Origin of the sequence: Paraburkholderia sp. PGU19 (assembly GCF_013426915.1) — a bacterium.
Taxonomy (GTDB): Bacteria; Pseudomonadota; Gammaproteobacteria; order Burkholderiales; family Burkholderiaceae; genus Paraburkholderia.
In genome coordinates, this window is record NZ_AP023181.1 from 2,007,042 (window position 1) to 2,024,305 (window position 17,264).

Annotated in this window: 19 protein-coding genes; 11 read left to right on the top strand and 8 right to left on the bottom strand. The window is 60.8% G+C overall.

Translation table 11 applies throughout. The annotated features are described in order from the left end of the window. Nucleotides 1-63 precede the first annotated feature (63 nt). From H1204_RS38725 to H1204_RS38755, 8 genes are all read left to right on the top strand, one after another. A complete protein-coding gene (locus H1204_RS38725; RefSeq protein ID WP_042311960.1) occupies nucleotides 64-741 on the top strand; it encodes a carbonic anhydrase in 678 nt (225 codons plus the stop codon). A gap of 666 nt (nucleotides 742-1,407) precedes the next feature. Beyond that, entirely contained in the window at nucleotides 1,408-1,533 is a 126-nt protein-coding gene (locus H1204_RS52750) for a hypothetical protein (protein WP_274608245.1), read from the top strand. An 892-nt stretch (nucleotides 1,534-2,425) separates the two neighbouring features. Then, entirely contained in the window at nucleotides 2,426-3,298 is an 873-nt protein-coding gene (locus tag H1204_RS38730) for an ABC transporter substrate-binding protein (protein WP_180733945.1), read from the top strand. An 86-nt stretch (nucleotides 3,299-3,384) separates the two neighbouring features. Beyond that, entirely contained in the window at nucleotides 3,385-4,902 is a 1,518-nt protein-coding gene (locus H1204_RS52755; protein ID WP_180733946.1) for an amino acid ABC transporter permease/ATP-binding protein, read from the top strand. Between the two features lie 8 nt (nucleotides 4,903-4,910). Then, nucleotides 4,911-5,594 carry a GntR family transcriptional regulator gene (locus tag H1204_RS38740; RefSeq protein WP_243468858.1) on the top strand — a complete coding sequence of 228 codons (684 nt, stop codon included), beginning with the start codon at nucleotides 4,911-4,913 and terminating at the stop codon, nucleotides 5,592-5,594. A 77-nt stretch (nucleotides 5,595-5,671) separates the two neighbouring features. After that, nucleotides 5,672-6,511, top strand: a complete 840-nt coding sequence (locus H1204_RS38745; protein ID WP_180733947.1) for a DUF1989 domain-containing protein — start codon at nucleotides 5,672-5,674, stop codon at nucleotides 6,509-6,511. A 108-nt stretch (nucleotides 6,512-6,619) separates the two neighbouring features. Further along, entirely contained in the window at nucleotides 6,620-7,177 is a 558-nt protein-coding gene (locus H1204_RS38750; protein ID WP_180733948.1) for a carboxymuconolactone decarboxylase family protein, read from the top strand. Between the two features lie 38 nt (nucleotides 7,178-7,215). Then, entirely contained in the window at nucleotides 7,216-8,061 is an 846-nt protein-coding gene (locus tag H1204_RS38755) for a helix-turn-helix transcriptional regulator (protein WP_180733949.1), read from the top strand. Nucleotides 8,062-8,096: 35 nt separating this feature from the next. Here H1204_RS38755 and H1204_RS38760 read toward each other — a convergent pair whose 3' ends face one another. The 3 genes from H1204_RS38760 to H1204_RS38770 form a co-directional block, all read right to left on the bottom strand. After that, nucleotides 8,097-8,978: an NmrA family NAD(P)-binding protein gene (locus tag H1204_RS38760; RefSeq protein WP_180733950.1), complete on the bottom strand. Its 882-nt coding sequence runs from the start codon at nucleotides 8,976-8,978 to the stop codon at nucleotides 8,097-8,099. A gap of 127 nt (nucleotides 8,979-9,105) precedes the next feature. Continuing rightward, nucleotides 9,106-9,678 (bottom strand): TetR/AcrR family transcriptional regulator, encoded by a 573-nt coding sequence (locus H1204_RS38765; RefSeq protein WP_180733951.1) that lies wholly within the window; start codon nucleotides 9,676-9,678, stop codon nucleotides 9,106-9,108. Nucleotides 9,679-9,764: 86 nt separating this feature from the next. Continuing rightward, a complete protein-coding gene (locus H1204_RS38770) occupies nucleotides 9,765-10,406 on the bottom strand; it encodes an HD domain-containing protein (protein WP_180733952.1) in 642 nt (213 codons plus the stop codon). 123 nt (nucleotides 10,407-10,529) lie between these two features. Between H1204_RS38770 and H1204_RS38775 the strand changes: the two genes are divergently transcribed. Then, nucleotides 10,530-11,549, top strand: coding sequence for a helix-turn-helix domain-containing protein (locus tag H1204_RS38775; RefSeq protein WP_180733953.1), 1,020 nt, complete (start codon nucleotides 10,530-10,532; stop codon nucleotides 11,547-11,549). Nucleotides 11,550-11,597: 48 nt separating this feature from the next. On the opposite strand, the gene H1204_RS38780 is transcribed toward H1204_RS38775, so the two are convergent. Next, nucleotides 11,598-11,891: a hypothetical protein gene (locus H1204_RS38780; RefSeq protein WP_007736881.1), complete on the bottom strand. Its 294-nt coding sequence runs from the start codon at nucleotides 11,889-11,891 to the stop codon at nucleotides 11,598-11,600. 398 nt (nucleotides 11,892-12,289) lie between these two features. Continuing rightward, complete coding sequence (locus H1204_RS38785) at nucleotides 12,290-12,973, bottom strand: glycoside hydrolase family 19 protein (RefSeq protein ID WP_180733954.1); 684 nt, start codon at nucleotides 12,971-12,973, stop codon at nucleotides 12,290-12,292. A gap of 398 nt (nucleotides 12,974-13,371) precedes the next feature. Between H1204_RS38785 and H1204_RS51915 the strand changes: the two genes are divergently transcribed. Then, entirely contained in the window at nucleotides 13,372-13,548 is a 177-nt protein-coding gene (locus tag H1204_RS51915) for a hypothetical protein (protein WP_243468859.1), read from the top strand. Between the two features lie 138 nt (nucleotides 13,549-13,686). Here the strand turns inward: H1204_RS51915 and H1204_RS38795 are convergent, their stop codons facing one another. Both H1204_RS38795 and H1204_RS38800 read right to left on the bottom strand, forming a co-directional pair. Beyond that, nucleotides 13,687-15,000 carry an MFS transporter gene (locus H1204_RS38795; protein WP_180733955.1) on the bottom strand — a complete coding sequence of 438 codons (1,314 nt, stop codon included), beginning with the start codon at nucleotides 14,998-15,000 and terminating at the stop codon, nucleotides 13,687-13,689. A 127-nt stretch (nucleotides 15,001-15,127) separates the two neighbouring features. Further along, nucleotides 15,128-15,787 (bottom strand): peroxiredoxin-like family protein, encoded by a 660-nt coding sequence (locus tag H1204_RS38800; protein ID WP_180733956.1) that lies wholly within the window; start codon nucleotides 15,785-15,787, stop codon nucleotides 15,128-15,130. 107 nt (nucleotides 15,788-15,894) lie between these two features. On the opposite strand from H1204_RS38800, the gene H1204_RS38805 reads away from it, so the two are divergent. Continuing rightward, nucleotides 15,895-16,815, top strand: coding sequence for a LysR family transcriptional regulator (locus tag H1204_RS38805; protein WP_180733957.1), 921 nt, complete (start codon nucleotides 15,895-15,897; stop codon nucleotides 16,813-16,815). Between the two features lie 15 nt (nucleotides 16,816-16,830). Here the strand turns inward: H1204_RS38805 and H1204_RS38810 are convergent, their stop codons facing one another. After that, nucleotides 16,831-17,241: a RidA family protein gene (locus tag H1204_RS38810; protein ID WP_180733958.1), complete on the bottom strand. Its 411-nt coding sequence runs from the start codon at nucleotides 17,239-17,241 to the stop codon at nucleotides 16,831-16,833. Between the last annotated feature and the right edge of the window lie 23 nt (nucleotides 17,242-17,264).

Genomic DNA, 17,264 nt, shown 5'->3' on the forward strand with positions numbered 1-17,264 from the left:
CGGTCAACGAGTGGGCTGCGCGCGCAAGCCGACTTCCACAGCACCCTGTTTCGGAGACACGCCATGCGAAAACTCATCATGGGCATTGTCGAATTCCGCGAGCGAATGCTGCCGCACTATGCAGAACAGTTCAGCAAGCTTGCTCTCGCGCAAACGCCTGATGCACTGTTCATCACGTGCTCGGACAGCCGGGTTGTGCCGGACCTGCTCGCATCGACTCATCCGGGCGATCTTTTTACGATGCGCAACGTCGGCAACCTGATACCACCGGCGACCGCGGAGGGAACCTCAACGGGCGACCTCTCCGAGGCAGGCGCGATCGAGTACGCAGTGTTGGTGCTTAAGGTCGCGAATATCGTCGTATGCGGACATTCCGAATGCGGTGCGATGAAAGCCGTCTATGCACGTAACCCAAAGCTGAAAACGCCGAACCTCGATAAATGGCTATACCACGCCAACAACGCGGCGTTTCGTCTCGAACACGAAGGCCCGCTGGACGACAGACTGAAACCGCACGACCAATTGTCGCAACTCAATGTCCTCGTGCAACTCGAGCATCTGATGACCTACCCGATCGTCCGCCAGCAGGTGATGGCCAAGGCGCTGGTATTGAGTGGCTGGTGGTTCGACATTGCAACCGGCGACATGTATGCCTATGAGCGAGCGAGCCGCTCATTCGAAGTCATTGACCGCGCGCTGGCTGAGCGGCTTGCCGAGCGCCTCGCCTTTCGCGCACGGTAAAAGCGGGGCGCTGTTCTCGTGAAGTGCCTTTCGGGTTCAGGTGAACATAGTCGGCATCGATCCTTCGTGGCGGACCGCATGGCAATGACTTGTTGCGAATCGCACAAGCGGACGCGGTGAACTTTGCTGTTGGTACACCCGAACGCCGAAAATGACCAACGACTTGCCGTATTCCGCGTTTGGCCTCGAATGTAGCCATTGCTCCGCACTCACAATTCGCGTCGAACCAGCGAACGCTCCCGAGGACCACCGGCATCGGTTGATTCGCATAACGTGACCCGTTCTAATGCTGTCGAAACAGATTCTTGTTCACGGTGAGCGAAAAGGCCGCTGCCGTCGCTTCAGTGTGTTTTTCAGCTTGAACCGGAGGCGGAATGAGTTGCGCGGCGGGTGCGGCCGGTACGCTAACTGCAGCCTCTCGTATCACCGTTGTCGTTGTCGGGCTCTTTACGGGAGGCCGCACAGGGACCGGCTCATGCGTCGCTTGTTCGACATGCGCGATGTTCTGGTCACACGACTCAAGCGCGCCGCAGGCCGTTTTGGCAGTTTTCGGGCTAGTCCGTCGCTCCTTCGCTACAGTCGACGCAGCGCGGGTTTGTGTCGTGGCAGGACTTGAATCCTGAGCGATCGTTTTCGGCGCCGCACGCATGGGAGAGGCGGGTGCGCTTGCAACATTCCGCTTGCTGGTGGGATTGCTGGGTGCTGGCACAGGCGCAGGCGCACGTGCAGGCGCAGGTGCTGCAGCCGCCACCGCTACGGGTGGCTTCGACGGCGGGTCATGAGCAACGGTAACGCTCAAGTTCGGCGCATCGCTAGCGGCCGCTTGTGGCGTCGCGATGTCGCGTACAGCAACCGGAACGGGTGGCGTTTCGATCGGAGCACGCGCGGCCTGTGCAACATCTAAAGCACGTTGACCCGGCGACGCCGAACTATCGCGCTTCGCCACGTGCGGCTTGTCCACGTTGGCGAAGTGCCCCATACGGCTTTGCAAGGCTTCCCGCTCAGTCAACGTAACGTAGGTGCCGAATGCGATCACGAAGCCGAACAGGACGGTCGCCACGCCAGCGCTCAGGCTCCAGTCGGGCGCGCCGCCTTCCTTGACGACCGTGAGCTGTTTCGGCCGGGACTGCACGCGCATGATGACCAACGGGCGAGTGACATCGGGCGTCCGTTTGGAACGGCGCCGAGGTTTGCTGGGCACATTGGGCGCATGAGGTGCCTCAAGCGCAGCGGGGCTGGACGAAACCTGTTCATCGAGCGGCTGTGCGGGGCCATCTTGTGCTGGCTCGTCGCCTGGCGCCACGTCGCATGGCTCCTCCGGCGTCGCTAGACGCTTGCGGATGATGCCCATATTCCGTCTCCCCATACCGCCGGCAAGTCAGGCATTGTGCGTTCTTCTCATTGGCAACCAGGCGATCGACGTCACCTCGGCGCGTCGCGCGATGCCGCCCGTTCTATAGCCGTATGTGGCGGCGCGCTGACTGGGTCATTGTTCAGCATTGAGGCGGGCTCGTATGTTGGTCGCTGCACAAACGTAGGGTTCGTCGGACATCCCGGCGAAACGTCAGCCGACGGTACCCACGTCCTGATCGCGCCGAAAAAAACGCTTGCATTCCATTTATTGTTCAACAATAGTTTGCACATTGTTGAACAATCTAACCGGCCACCCGACGAGCGAAACCCTATGAAAGCCCACATTTTTCCGAAGTCGGCCCTCAAGGGCCTGTCGCACACGATGAAGATCGCCGCCGCGATCGTCCCACTGTTCATGGCGACGCACGCCAACGTTGCCACCGCAGCCGGGACCGTCGCGCGCGAGAGTCTGCAAATCGGCGCAGACCTCACGTATCCGCCTTACGACTATCTGGACAATGGGACGCCCGCCGGCTTCGATCCCGCGTTCATGGGCAAGCTCGCCACGCATCTGAAGCTCAAGCCGTCGTTCGTCGACACGCACTTTGCAAATCTGATTCTTGGCGTCAACGCCAACCGCTTTGACGTGATTGCGTCCGCGCTGTACGTGACGCCCGAGCGCGCGAAGCAGATCGACTTTCTGCCTTACCTGAAGACGGGCGGCTCGCTGCTCGCGCTCAGCGGCGCGGGGTTTGCACCGAAGACACCGGAAGATCTGTGCGGCAAGCGGGTCAGTTCGATCAAGGGCGCGTCGTGGATTCCGAAGCTCGCTGATGTATCGGGCAAGGTGTGCGTTCCCGCGGGGCGCGGCGCGATCGATGTGCGCGAGTTCGAGACGTCGCCGGAAGCGGCGCAAGCCGTGCTGTCGCACGCCGTCGATGCGCAGTTCGAAGATTCCGCTGTCGCGCAGATCACGGCGAACCGGCTTGGCGGTCGGGTGGCGATTACGTCGACGGCGCCACTCTACCCGGTGGTGATCGGCCTTGGCGTGAAGAAGGGCAATGACGCGCTGCTGTCCCAGTTGAAGACTGCATTGGCGTCGATGAAGTCGTCGGGCGAATACGCGGCGCTGCTCAAGCAATACAACGTCGCCGAACCGACGGGCGGCGACATCGCCCTCGCGCTGGGAAGCGCGCAGAAGTAAGGTCGCGTTTTTCCATTGTCTGACGGGCCTGACGGCTCGCATCACCACGCGCGCTCTGCTTCGCAGCGCGCGGGAAGGGGAGTCGCATGTTGTTCGATTGGCATTACGCGGCGTCGCTACTCGTCGACGCGGCATTCTGGAAAGCCGCGTGGCTCGTCGTCGAACTGAGCGTGGCGACATGGTTGATCGGTATCGTCGCGGGATTCATGCTTGCGCTTGGCAAGCAATCCACGCTCTTGCCATTGCGCGTCGCGTGTGGCGCTTATATCTGGCTGTTCCGCAGCTTGCCGCTGCTGGTGCTGCTGATCTTCGTCTACAACCTGCCGCAGGTTTTGCCGTGGTCGGGCGGCGTGCTGTCCGATCCGTTCTGGGCGGGACTGATCGCATTGTCGATCAGCGAAACCGCGTATATCGCCGAGATTCATCGCGGCGGTCTGCTCGCGCTCAACAAGGGACAACTCGAAGCGGGCAGAGCGCTCGGCATCCGATTCGTCGGGCTGCAACGCCTGATCGTGCTGCCGCAGGCATTCAGAGTTGCGCTGCCGTCGCTGATCAACGAGTACATCACGATCGTCAAGCTGACGTCACTGGTGTCGGTGATTTCGCTTGCTGAAATACTGCTCGTTGGCGAGCGTCTCTATACGCAGAACTTCAAGGTGCTGGAGACCATGCTAGCGGTGTCGTTCTATTACGTGCTGATTGTCACGGTGTTCGGTCATCTGCTGAAGATGCTCGAAAAGCGCCTCGACGTGACGCGCCGCAAGCATGCCGTGATGATCGACGTCACGGTGCAGTCCGCCGATGCATCGAATGCCACCGCGACACCCACCGACTCCCGGGCCACTGGACGCGCACTCGAAGCGGTCGGCATTCGCAAGCGCTATGGCCAGCACGAAGTGCTCAAAGGCATCGACCTGACCGTGAAGGCGGGTGAAGTCGTGTCGATCATCGGGCCGTCGGGCTCGGGCAAGACGTCGCTGATCCGTACGCTAAACGGCCTCGAAACACTCGACGGCGGCGAAGTGCGCCTGCACGGACGCGCATTCCTGCAGTCCATGCTACCCGGTCGTCACAAGGCGCGACACGGCGATTACATGCGCGGTATTCTCGACATCGGCATGGTGTTTCAGAGCTTCAATCTGTTTCCGCACAAGACCGTGCTGCAAAACGTGACGCTCGCGCCGCACTATCACAACCGACTGAAGGGCAGCGCGCTTGAAGAATCCGGCATGCGGATTCTGGCGAAAGTCGGCATGGCAGCGCATGCGCACAAATATCCGCACCAGTTGTCGGGCGGACAGCAGCAACGTGTGGCGATTGCACGCGCACTGGCAATGCAGCCCTCAATCGTGCTATTCGACGAACCGACTTCCGCACTCGACCCGGAACTCGTGCAGGAAGTACTGAAAGTCATCGAGCAGCTTGCGCGCGACGGAATGACGATGATCATCGTCACGCACGAAATCAAATTCGCGTTCCGCATCTCAGACCGGGTGATATTCATGGAAGGCGGTACGATACTCAGCGATGGTCCTCCACTGGAACTCGCGAAACAGAAAACTTCGCGCATCGCCAGTTTTCTCAAAGACGTTCATATCGCCTGAGCTTACGAATGACAACAGTACGTACGTCCGTTAAATCTGCGCCCGCACAGTCAGTTGCGGAGGCCGATCAGTCAGTGACGGACCGCATCCTGACAACGATCCGCGACGACATCATCGAGGGCAAGCTGCTGCCCGGCACGGCCCTCGTCGAGAACGAACTGACGCAATTACACGACGTGTCGCGCAATACGCTGCGCGAAGCACTACGGCTGCTGTGCCGCGAAGGGCTTGCGGTGCATTACCGGCATCGCGGTGTGATCGTCCGCACGCTCACGCGCCACGACGTGCGCGATATCTACCGCGTGCGGCGCACGCTTGAATTGCAGGCGCTGGTGCGCGAAGAGCCCATCGAAGAAGCCGATCTCGCGTTGATGCGCGAAGCGATCCGTTGCGCGCAAGAGGCCCTCGAACGTGAAGACTGGCGCGCCGTCGGCACGTATAGCCTGCTGTTTCACCGGCATATCGTGCGCTTGTTGCACAGCGCGTTGTTCGACGCATTCTTTACGACGATTCTCGCGCAACTGCGACTGGTGTTTGGTGCCGCGCCAGACGAAAAGCGCTTTCAGACGCCGTGGGTCGCAAAAGACCAACGCATTTTCGCGCTGATCGAACGCGGTCACCTCGACAAGGCGCAAGCCGCGCTCGCCGATTATCTGACGGAGTCCGAGCACGCGATGCTCGACTATTTGTGACGTATCTCGCGGCCGGGCGTATCGAACGGCGCCACGAGAGCGTGGACACGCCGGCCGCCTCATCAAGGAGCGATCTCATGTTGAATTACCCTGCCGCCTATCAATCGACCAAGGGCTCCGCGCTCGACGTCGACAAGGCATTCTATCGACGCATTGCCGCAGAGCATGACGGCCGCGAGTTGATCGAATCGATCGTGATTCCGATCCGATCGGGGCATGCGTGGACGGTGCCTGCTGGGCATGTCTTCCGTATCGTGACGATCGAAGGGCCGCAGGTGGCGGACCTCAACATGTGGAACCTGCACAATCCGCGCGAACGGATGTGGGCGTCGCGCACGCGTCAGTTGCAGGCCGCGCACGTCAGCACATTCGACCGTCTGTGGTCGACGCTGCCGTTTCTGCGTCCGATGGTGACGATCACCGACGACAGTCTCGCTGACTACGGCATCGACGAGCATGGCGGCCGCGTGCACGATCTGCTCGGCACGCGCTGCGACCCGTACGTGAACCGCATGCTGACGGGTGAAGATTTTCACTTTCATTGCCATTCGAATCTCACGCGCGCGGTCGCGCCGTATGGTCTGACCGAGTACGACGTGCACGACGTGCTCAACGTTTTTCAATGCACCGGCCTGAACCTCGATGACAAGTACTTCATGAAGGCATGTCCGGCAAAGAAGGGCGATTATCTGGAGTTCTTCGCGGAGATCGATCTGCTTTGCGCGCTGTCGACGTGTCCCGGCGGCGATCTTTCTCTGCCGATGTGGGGACCGGACGCGCGCGACCCGCTAGAGGTGTGCCGGCCGCTCGGCGTGGAAATCTACCGGCTTGCGCCGGATCTGCTCGAAGGATGGTCGACGCCGCCTGTGGCAGCGTACAAAGGGCAGCACGGACTGACGCTGGGCGGACACGGTTAATCGTCCGCGCGTTGATTACATGCGATGTAATTGGCGCGCAGAACCGTGGCGCTTACTCTTGGGCTGTCGCGTCACCAATCCGGTGGCGCTCACAGCCAAGGAGATACCATGTCCCGCTATCCCATTCACACACTCGAATCCGCTCCGCTGCAATCGAAGCCTGTGCTTCAACAATTGCAACAGGCGTTCGGCGCGATTCCAAACATCGCCGCAAAGATGGCTGCGTCGCCGGTGCTGATCAACGGTTTCATCGGGCTGTTCGAGCGAGTGCATGCGAGCAGTCTGACGGAGCCGCAGATTCAAACGTTGCTGCTGACCAATGCAGTGACAAACGCCAGTGAATGGCCGGTCGCGTTTCATACGGCACTCGCATTGAAGGAGGGCGTATCGTCCGCCGACGTCGATGCGATCCGGCGCGGTGCATTGCCTGCCGACGCCCAACTCGCCGCGCTTTCCAAGACGGCGCGCACGCTGATCGAACAACGCGGCCGTCTTTCGGAGGCCGACCAACAGGGATTTTTCGATGCCGGATTCAGCGCCGAACAACTACTCGAGGTCATCGCGGTGGTTGCCGCTTCGACCATTACGAACTACACGAGTAGTGTGACGCGGCCGGAACTCGAAACGCCGTTCGAAGAATTTGTCTGGCGTGCAGGCATCGTGTGAGTCCGTTATAGTGACCCGCTTCGATCGGAGGAAGTCCGATGAATGTCAGCAGCCGCGACTCAAAAGCACCATCGGGCGAACTCGGCAACTTGCTCCGTTACTGGCGCGACGTGCGCGGGGTGAGTCAGCTCGATCTGTCGCTCGAAGCGGATATTTCGCAGCGTCAGATCAGCTTTATTGAAAGCGGGCGCAGTGTACCGGGCCGGGAGACGCTGCTGACTCTCGCGCAGGCGCTCGACGTACCGCTGCGCGAGCGCAATGCACTGCTGCTCGCCGCGGGTTACGCGCCGGTGTATTCGGAGGCGCCGTGGAACGCGCAGGAAATGCATGGTGTCGTTCGCGCGCTGGAGCGGGTCGTTCGCCAGCATGAACCGTTTCCTGCCATCGTGATGGATCGGCACTGGAACGTCCTGATGACCAACGACGGCGCGCCGCGCTTTTTCAACTGCTTCGTCGACATGGCCGCGCGCAAAAGCCCGCGCAATATGCTGCATCTGATGTTCGATCCGCAGGGGATGCGGCCGTTCGTCGACGAATGGGACAGTGTTGCACGAAGCCTGTTGCAGCGGGTGCACCGGGAATCGGTGGGCCGTGTGATGGACGACGGCACCGCGCGTCTGCTCGATGAACTGCTTGCCTATCCTGATGTACCACGCGACTGGAAGACGGGACATGCGTCCTGGGCTGCACCCGTCATGCCCGTCATTCCAATCGGGTTCGTCAGCGGTGGAGAGGTGCTTCGCTACTTTTCGATGGTCACGAGCGTTGGCGCGCCGCAAAGCATTGCGGCGCAGGAGCTACGTCTGGAATGCATGTTTCCCATCGACGACGCGACGGAAGCGCGTCATCATCAACTGCTCGAAGCGAATGCATCGCTTCGGTGACCACTGTGCCGAACGCGGGCCGCGTTCATCACGGATTACTGCTCGAAAACGTGGCGATGTGCTTTCACGAAGTCACCGACGGTTTGAGGTGCCTGCCCAGTGACCTCGCCGATCACGCCGTCCTCACCCGAGAAAATGCCGTTCTGGTAATCGATGGCGATCGCAAGAAAGTGCTGGATCATGAATTCCGGGAGCTTGTATTTCTCGAGATGCTCACGGTACTGTTCGATCGTCGACGGGCTGTACGTGATCTTGCGACCCAGAACCTTGCCGATTTCGTCGGCGATTTCCTGCTGGTTCATCTCAACCGGTCCAAGCAACGGATAAGTCTTGCCGACATGCGCAGACGGGTTCGTGAGCACAGCGGCGATCAGTCGAGCTTGATCCTCGCCGGAAATCGGCGCATGACGTCCATTGCCATACGGCAATGTGATCTTGCCTTCCTGCACGATCTGATCGCGCACCCACGGGAAGACGAACCATTCGGAGAAGAACGTCGGGCGAATATGCACGGCGGGCACGCCCGACCAGTCGATCACGCGTTCCGCGATCCAGTGATCGCGCGCCGCGTGGCTCTTCGAATCTTCCCGCGCGGAAATCTGCGACATCTCCACGACAACTTCGACACCTGCGCGGCGCGCTGCGTCGGCAAAATACGCGGTGGCCTGGATAAAGCCCGGACGCACGGGATAGCACAGGTATGCACCCGTCACGCCTTCCATGGCACGGATCACGTCGTCATGTTCGAGAAGATCGCCAACGACGATTTCAGCGCCCTGGCTGCGCAGCGCTTCGCTGCGCTCATCTTCGCGGTGTACGAAGGCGCGAACGGCGTGTCCTTCGTTCAAAAGATGACTTATGGTGTGGACACCCGTTTTGCCGGTGGCGCCAGTAATGAGGTATTTGCGTTGCTTCATGACGAACTCTCCAATCTAACGGTTTGAACACTCATCAAGAGTGCAGGGGATGTTTCGATATCTTTGAAGTGCATATGCACATTTTTGCGCGTTCGCTTGCGACTCCATTCCAACAACTAGGAATCGCTTACATTGCTTCGAGGTGTTGCCTAACGTCCTGAAGGATCGCCGCCGCAGCGTCGGGGTCGTCCGTGATTCGGGCCATCGTGATGGCGCCGATCATTGCCGACAGTGCGAAAACGGCCTCCGATCTTGCCGCCTCGCGACGCCGCCGTCCGCTTCGCTTTGCCAGCACGTCGACGAGTCCGGCAAGTCCGCGCGAGGCGACCGCACGAGTCTGTTCGTCCGCACGCGCCAGTTCGCTACCCATCGCGGCGAGAGGACAACCGTCCGCCGGCGCGTCCCGATGCGACGACGACACATACGCGTCAACGATGGCTTTGAACCCTTCCTTGCCTTCGCATCCGCTCGCCGCCGCTTCGAGTTTTTCGATGATCGCCGTCAGCCCCGACTCGCATGCTTGCGCGACGAGCTGATCTTTGGAATCGAAATGCCGGTAAAAGCCGCCATGCGAAAGTCCCGCCTCGGACATCAGGTCGGCGAGTCCGGTTGCCTGAATGCCGTTGGTCCTGAATTCCCGGCTCGCGACTTCGACGATCCGCCGACGTGTGTCGGCCGTTTCTTCTCTGGACTTCCGCATGGCTTGCTGCACTCCGTGATTCGATGGTTTGGATGATAGTCATCATCTAAATTGGCGTCAACGAATCTTTGCTGCAACACTGCGTTTCAGCTTTCGAACGGCGCGTGATCGATCAGGTCGCACACGTTCGCGCAGTCGAAACCATGTACGTGGCGATGTCCGATATCGACCAGACCGGTGCCCGGCGCCGTGTGGGGCTTCTTCCTGACAACTTCCGCCAGCGCTTCGGCAAAGGCCGCCTTGAAGCCGACGCGTGGATAGAGCGCCAGCACATCGTCGACGAGCGACGGTGTGATTTCGTCCAGCCGCAGTCCAAAGACGTCCACGTGAGCGCCCATGTAGACGAGGGCGATTTCCGGCTGCTTGCGGTCGGCGATGCCGGCGCTCGAATGAAGCGCGATCGCGTCCCATACGAGTTCCGCCTTTTGTTCCGGATAGCCGTTCGCCGTCAGGAACACGTTCGCGGCATCGGCGCCGTCGACCTCGAAGCGCTGATCGGCGGCGAATGCGTCTGTGAGGCCCAGATCGTGAAGCAGGGACGCAAGGTAGACGACTTCACGGTCGTATTTCAAACCGCGCTTTCTGCCGAGGAACTCGGCGAACCACCACGCTCGGTGCACGTGGTTCAGGAGCGCTTTCGAATGAACGCGTTCGACGAGCGAGCTTGCCTGACGGGTGAAGTCGGAATCGGGAGCGCTGACTCCTCCGATGGTAACGATTGTGCTCATGCTGCCTCTGTAAATATCGAGTTGACCGACCATCGAGTGTAAAAACATGACGTGTGTCACATATGACTGTTTGTGGACGATTTGTGCCAAAATGAAAAAGACGTATGTTCAAAGGAACTGTCGATGAGGAAAGCATCCGGTCCGATATCGGGTACGACGCGAAGGCGCGTCGTGATTCTCGGTTTGCCGCCCGTAGACGCGCTCGACGTAATCGGTCCAGCAGAAGTGTTCACGTCCGCAAATCAGCTGCACGCGGGCGCAGCGGCTCCTTATTCACTCGAACTGGTGTGCGCGGGTTCCGACGTCCATCTGGAAAGCCAAACAGGCATCGGACTCAAGGGCCACCGAACGCTCGAAACAGAGCGTCGTGCAAACAGGCCAATCGACACATTGATCGTGACGACCGGCTTCCATTCGATCGACCGTTTCGACAAGGCAGCCATAGACTGGCTCCGGAAGCGTTCGAACACAGCGCGTCGCGTGTGCTCGATTTGCGTCGGCGCGTTTGCGCTGGCGGAAGCGGGGCTGCTGGACGGCCGCAGGGCAACGACGCATTGGCGGATGACGCAGCACCTTGCCGAGCGTTATCCCAACGTGCAGGTTGACCCCGTTCCGATCTGGGTGAAGGACGGCAACGTGTACACGTCGGCTGGGGTATCGGCGGGAATCGATCTTGCACTCGCTCTTGTCGGTGAGGACCTGGGCAGTGACGTGGCTTTGGAGATTGCGAAGAATCTGGTCCTGTTTCTGCGGCGTCCCGGTGGGCAGGCGCAGTTTAGCGTCGCGCTTCAATCGCAGCGCGTGTCGGGATCGAGCATCGACGATCTGTGCCTCTGGATCAACGAGCATCTGCATACGGATCTGACGACCGACATGCTGGCGGACAGGGCGTCGACGAGTGTGCGAACCCTGATTCGCATGTTTCAGCGTGAATTGAAGACGACGCCCGCGAAGTATGTCGAAGATGTACGGCTCGAAGCCGTTCGGCGGGCGCTCGAACTCGGCGAGCGGTCGATGGAAGAGATAGCGCGCCGGTGCGGCTATGGAAGCGGCGACGTGTTGAGAAAAGCGTTCACGCGGCGAATGGGTGTGAGTCCAAGAGAGTACGCACGACGCTTCGCGCCCGATAGCGAGGTGCCCTGAAGATGTGCCGCCGTCGTATCACCGACGGCGACACATGCAGGGTTGCTTTTATTGAATCAGCAAACGAAGCGGCGCAAGCGGCCCGACTGGCAGCAGATCGAAGCTCATGAGACCTTCGGCGGTGAGCGGCAACGCGTCTACTGCCGCCTTTGCGTGCTCGACCGATTCCACGTTCATGAGAAAGATGACGCCGGGCGTCGCCGGATCGTCACGGAACCAGAACTGCTCGATGGTGCCGTCGAGGTAGAGCTTGAGCGTGTCGGGAACTTCCTTCGGCATGATGCGCTGCCGCTGTTCCGGCGTGAACGCCTGACGGATCGAACCAATGGCGAAAACTTTCATGAAGACTTCTCCGGTGACTGTTCATGTTGAGGTACAACGGAGATGAGTCTAGTGATGGAGCCGTTCCGACGGTACTGTCGCAAACGACAACTTTAGAGTCGTTTACGCCATGCGTGTGCGGCTATGGATTGCCGTTGCTGGACGCTCACGCGACCTCCGTTCTGACCGTCCCCGGTTCACCGCCGTCACCACGCCTCCCCACGTGCACACGCGTTGCGACACACGCCGCGCAAACCTGATTTCGATCTCGCGCTGATGGCGCGCCGCAACGACCTCACCGGCGGCAAGATCCGCGACGCAGCGCGAATATCAAAAGAAGGGAAAGGCGTCGGCGACGGCGAGTTCACTCATGTCTGCACGTCGGCATGATCATGAAGCTCGCCGCCGTTTTCAAGGCATCACGCGACGGCCGTGCCGCCTGCTCCAGCCGCAGGCGCTGCGTGCAGCAGCGCGTTGCTTGCGATCTGGAATGCTGCCTCACGGTCCGTCTCGCCCGCGTGCGCCGGATTGATCTGCGCCGTGATCGCATCGAAGTTGTTCGCGTCGGCGAGTTCGTTGCAGCCGTGCGATTGCCAGTACCAAGCGGACACCAGCGCGGCGGTCGCGGGGTCGTTGCGCACGAGGTCCGGATTGCTGACGATATCGACGCCGATCGCCTGACCCGCGCGGGCGAAGTTGTCCCTGAACGTCAACTGGATCAGGCCTGAGCCGCGATACATCCAGCCGTCGCCCGTCGCGGGTGGGCCGTTGCCGAAGCGGCCGCCGTAGACGAGGTTGGCGATCTGCTGCTGGCGCTGGGGCGGCACGCGGGCCTCGCCGGGTTGACGCCCGAGGCTCGCGCATTGCGCGGACGTCAGCGAGTGGAATGTCGACTGCAGGCCTGCTACCGAGTAATTGAAGTTCTCCGACACGGGTGGAGGCGGAAAGTGGCCGCTTTCAAACGCCACTTCCGCCAGAAACGCAGCCTGGCGTACGGGCGTGTTGATCTGGAAGCGGTCCATCGCAGCTTGCACTGCGTTGAGCCACAGCGCGGCACTCGCCTGGGTGCTGCCCGTCGCAGCCATGAACGTGATTGAGTCCATGTGGTACTCCATATCGTGAGAGATGGGTTCAGGATGACGCCGCACGCATGGCGTGGATGCGAACGGATGCGACAGGGCCGGTGGAGTGATGACGCTGTTTTAATTAAGAGGCCGGTGAAGAGCAGGATCGGGCGGGACGTCGGCGCAATGCACGGATTGCACCTGTGACCATTCCGCGCGCGAGGCGGGTCTTGTCTAGGGTTTTAGCAGGTATTTTTCAGCGCGCCAGCGGGGCAGGGCATCGAATGTGGTCTTCGACACATTCACGCGCATCGGATTGCAAGCGAGGCATCGTTGGTGCCCGGCGCGTGTGTCGGGATGAAATGTTGCACCGCCAAGTAAGGGGAGCGAGCAGGAAACGATCGGCAAGACGCCTTCCACGATCATCGCGAGGCGCGATGTGGTGGACGGCGTGCGCATCCGCGCAGCGCTTGCAACTGCAGACCTTGCCGCCCAATCGCGTCGTGCAGAAGATCAAGGACGGCAAGCCCGTCTTTCTCTACGCGGACCCGTACTCGTGCGGTTGCCTGTATGTCGGTGATGAAACGGCGTGGGATAACTACAAGCGCGAATAGCTCCAGCAAAAGTTCATCGATCAGGAACGGATGAACGCCGAGATGAATGAGAATGCGGCGTGGAACTGGAGCATGTGGCATCCGGGTCCGGGGTCTGGCTGGTGGTATTGACCTGCCGGCTGCGTCGACGCCAGCGGTTCATTCGATCGCCCTTGTCGACGCAGCCGATGTAGCGTCTGGGCCTGCGTCAGCGGTGACGACCTTGCCGCCCGTCTCGGGCATGCATAGCAGGAAGAACAGAAGCGCAAACCCGGCAACACCCGACAGCACGATAAAGCTCGTGGCGAATCCAAAACGTTCGGCAACGAAGCCGCCCGTCACCTGACTGAGCGCTGCGCCGATTCCCACTGCAAGCGACGTCGCGCCTTGCGCGACGTTGAAACGCCCCGTGCCCTGCGTGATATCCGATGCAATGACAATTGCGATCACGCCGAAGATGCCTGCGGCAATCCCATCGAGCAACTGGATGCCGACGACGGCGTACGGATTTGCGGTCAAACTGAACAGCAGCCCGCGCACGGGAAGAACGGCAAAGGCAACCAGAAAAATCGGCTTGCGGCCGATACCCTTGCGCATGCCATGCCCGACCGCCATCGCAACGAAAACCATCACGAGTTGCGCGGCAATCACGCACGCGCTCAGTGCGATCACGTCCGCGCCCGGGTGTGTTTTTGCAAGCAGTTGACCTGCGAGCGGCAGCATTGCGGCATTACCAAAGTGAAACAGCACGACGGCGACGAGGAAGACCCGCACCGTCTTGCGCCGCCAGAACTCGCGCAAAGGCAGCGGCCGCGCAGGCTGCCCGGCATCGACGTGCTGTTCGCCGCCGCGCGCCGTCTCGTGATCGACTTCATGCGGACGGATCAGCAGCACGGCGGCAGCGCTGCCCAGCGAAAACAGACAGACGAGATAGAACAGCCACATCACGCCGACGAATTGACCCAGCCCGCCCGCAAGTACGGCCGCGACGAAATTACCGGCATGGTTGAGGCTTTCGTTGCGGCTCACTCTGGACGGCATGCGTCGATGGCCAACGAGGCCCAGGCTCAGCGCCGCGAGGCACGGCGCAATGACGGCCGACGCAAAGCCGATTGAGATCTGGACGGCCAGCACGGCGCGGAACACCGGAAAGCGCGCGATGAATAGGCAGCCCGCCGCGACGCACAGCGCCGCCGCTGCCAGAATCAGACGCTTCGCGCGAACGCTATCGACGAGCAATCCCGCCGGAATCTGCGCGAGTGCCGCAGCCACGCCGCTCGCGGCCATCACGATGCCAATCTGTCCGGACGGCCAGTTCTGGTTGCCCTTGAGAAACACGGACAGGAACGGTCCGAGGCCGTCCCTGACGTCCGCCATCAGGAAGCTCAGCGCATCGATGCCGCGCAGGCTGCGGGATGATGGCGCGCGTGTTTCATCGGCGGCCTGCGACGGCGAAGGACAGGGGGCGGTCATGGATTCATGGCTGCTGTTCTGTGGCGTGGACCAGATGATGCCGCTACAGGATGCAAGCACTATTCCAGATTGACCGCAACCGCGGACACCGCCAGGCGTTTCACGCAAGCGAGGTCCGCTCGGGACATCAGGCGGGCGCTTTCAGATTCTTCAAAGCGGCTACCAGCTCGCTCGGATCGGGGCGCTTCGTGTAGTCCGGGCTCACTTCGGCATAAGCGATCGTGCCATCTTGCGCGATCACGTATCGAGCGGGCATCGGCAGCGTCCAGCTTGGCTCGCCGTTGATGACAGGCAGGTCGACATTGAAGCCTTTGTAGGTGTCGATCAACTCGTCTTGCAGCCGAAAGCGGATTCCGAACCCATCAGCCGTCTTGCCGCCTTCATCGACGAGGATCGGATAGCTGAGTTTGTTCTGGCGTTGCGATTTCAGGCTGTTCGTCGAGGTCTGCATCGAGATCGAAACCAGGCTCGCACCCAGCGCGCGAATTTCGTCCGCGACTTCTTCAATGGCCTGCAGGTCGATGTTGCAATACGGGCACCAGACGCCCCGGTAAAACGTCACGACCAGCGGCCCTTGCTCCAGCAACTCTGCAGACGAGACGACTTCGCCCTCGGCATTGGTGAGCGTGAAAGTCGGTGCGAGATCGCCGACCTTCAGCGAGCGCTCCGCCTGACCCGTTGCGATCAGTTCGGCCGTGGTCCTGTGAAAGACGTCGACGACTGCGGGCGGCGCGACCTTGGTTTCGAAGTTCGACTTGAAGGCATCCAGTTTCTGCTGCAGGTTCATTGCTGACTCCAGTGTTGGCTCGCCGGTTGGTGGCGTGAAGTCATCATGATTCATTTGCATGGAGACGGGTATAATGCCTGGATGACTATCAATTATTTGCCATGTGAATGAATGACAAGTTGTCCGTGTTGCGGCTGTTCACACGCGTCGCGCGTACGTCGAGCTTCACCCGGGCGGGGCGGGAACTCGGCATCAGCCAGCCGTCCGTGTCCAGACAGATCTCCGAACTCGAAGCGGACGTCGGTACGGTGTTGTTCGTCAGGAGCACTCGCGCGGTCAAACTGACGGAAGCGGGCGTCGATTACCTGACGCGCGTCGAAGCGATCCTCGACGCACTCGAAGAGGCGGATCACGCCGCGCGCGGATCGACGGAACTGCGCGGACGTCTGCGCGTGGCGCTGTCGACGAGCTTTGGCATACGTGAGGTGATTCCGCGTATCGACCGGTTCATGGAGACGCACCCGGCGCTCTACATCGATTTGCTGATGGCGGATGACCGTCAGGATCTGATTACAGAAGGCGTCGATGTCGCGATCCGGTTCGGCGCGCTGCCGGATTCCAGCGCGACGTCGAGACTGCTTGGGCGTTCGCCCCGGTTGCTGGTTGCGGCGCCCGCGTATCTGGCGCGCAAGGGCCGTCCACTCGAGCCATCCGAACTGAGCCAGCATGCGTTCGTCACGGGCCCGTCGAGTGCCGCGTCATTGGGATGGACGCTGCGCAAGGATGGACGCGAAGCGGTTTTTAGAGGAGACGGGCGCATCACATCGACGGTGAATGAAGCGGCCACGGCGGCCGCTGTCGCCGGTTTGGGCATTCTGGTGATCGGTCTGTGGGGATGCCGCAGCGAGATCGCGGATGGCCGGCTCGTGCCGATACTCGAAGACTGGCAACTCGAACCGGTTGAAATCCACGCAGTGTTTCCGACGGGCCGTGCTGCGCGCCCTGCTGCGCGCGCGTTGATCAGCTTTCTGGTGGAAGAGCTCGCGCCGATTTCGGTGGATGTCGATGCGAGGATGCGGGGGCAATAGAGACGTTATAGAAGCTTACGGACGACGGAACCTGGTGCGGGGTATTTCCGCAACGGCCGTGATTTCGATCATCAGATCCGGATGGTAAAGCCGTTCGATCTGAACGGTTGTCGTGACGGGATAGGGCGCCGAGAAAAACTCCGCGCGAATGTCGCCGGTCGTCATGAACGCTTCGATATCCGTTGCATAGTGGACCAGCGAAATCACGTCGGTCATGTATCCGCCCATCGCGGCGAGAACATCGCGGATATTTTCCAGGACCTTGCGCACCTGCGCGCGCATATCGCCAGGACCTGTCACACGTCCGTCGATGTCCAGCGAAACCTGGCCTTTCAGATACACGATCTGACCATCGCCCTGAATGACGGCCATCGAGAATGCACCGAACGGTGACCAGACACCGGCAGGCTTGACTGCATCGACCATGGGGTAGCCTCGTGTTGCCGGAA

Excerpts from the sequence above, each read along its gene's own strand:
- H1204_RS38725 (WP_042311960.1), top strand. The coding sequence starts at position 64 with ATGCGAAAACTCATCATGGGCATTGTCGAATTCCGCGAGCGAATGCTG.
- H1204_RS38730 (WP_180733945.1), top strand. The coding sequence starts at position 2,426 with ATGAAAGCCCACATTTTTCCGAAGTCGGCCCTCAAGGGCCTGTCGCAC.
- H1204_RS52755 (WP_180733946.1), top strand. The coding sequence starts at position 3,385 with ATGTTGTTCGATTGGCATTACGCGGCGTCGCTACTCGTCGACGCGGCA.
- H1204_RS38740 (WP_243468858.1), top strand. The coding sequence starts at position 4,911 with ATGACAACAGTACGTACGTCCGTTAAATCTGCGCCCGCACAGTCAGTT.
- H1204_RS38745 (WP_180733947.1), top strand. The coding sequence starts at position 5,672 with ATGTTGAATTACCCTGCCGCCTATCAATCGACCAAGGGCTCCGCGCTC.
- H1204_RS38750 (WP_180733948.1), top strand. The coding sequence starts at position 6,620 with ATGTCCCGCTATCCCATTCACACACTCGAATCCGCTCCGCTGCAATCG.
- H1204_RS38755 (WP_180733949.1), top strand. The coding sequence starts at position 7,216 with ATGAATGTCAGCAGCCGCGACTCAAAAGCACCATCGGGCGAACTCGGC.
- H1204_RS38760 (WP_180733950.1), bottom strand. The coding sequence starts at position 8,978 with ATGAAGCAACGCAAATACCTCATTACTGGCGCCACCGGCAAAACGGGT.
- H1204_RS38765 (WP_180733951.1), bottom strand. The coding sequence starts at position 9,678 with ATGCGGAAGTCCAGAGAAGAAACGGCCGACACACGTCGGCGGATCGTC.
- H1204_RS38770 (WP_180733952.1), bottom strand. The coding sequence starts at position 10,406 with ATGAGCACAATCGTTACCATCGGAGGAGTCAGCGCTCCCGATTCCGAC.
- H1204_RS38775 (WP_180733953.1), top strand. The coding sequence starts at position 10,530 with ATGAGGAAAGCATCCGGTCCGATATCGGGTACGACGCGAAGGCGCGTC.
- H1204_RS38780 (WP_007736881.1), bottom strand. The coding sequence starts at position 11,891 with ATGAAAGTTTTCGCCATTGGTTCGATCCGTCAGGCGTTCACGCCGGAA.
- H1204_RS38785 (WP_180733954.1), bottom strand. The coding sequence starts at position 12,973 with ATGGACTCAATCACGTTCATGGCTGCGACGGGCAGCACCCAGGCGAGT.
- H1204_RS51915 (WP_243468859.1), top strand. The coding sequence starts at position 13,372 with ATGTGGTGGACGGCGTGCGCATCCGCGCAGCGCTTGCAACTGCAGACC.
- H1204_RS38795 (WP_180733955.1), bottom strand. The coding sequence starts at position 15,000 with ATGACCGCCCCCTGTCCTTCGCCGTCGCAGGCCGCCGATGAAACACGC.
- H1204_RS38800 (WP_180733956.1), bottom strand. The coding sequence starts at position 15,787 with ATGAACCTGCAGCAGAAACTGGATGCCTTCAAGTCGAACTTCGAAACC.
- H1204_RS38805 (WP_180733957.1), top strand. The coding sequence starts at position 15,895 with ATGAATGACAAGTTGTCCGTGTTGCGGCTGTTCACACGCGTCGCGCGT.
- H1204_RS38810 (WP_180733958.1), bottom strand. The coding sequence starts at position 17,241 with ATGGTCGATGCAGTCAAGCCTGCCGGTGTCTGGTCACCGTTCGGTGCA.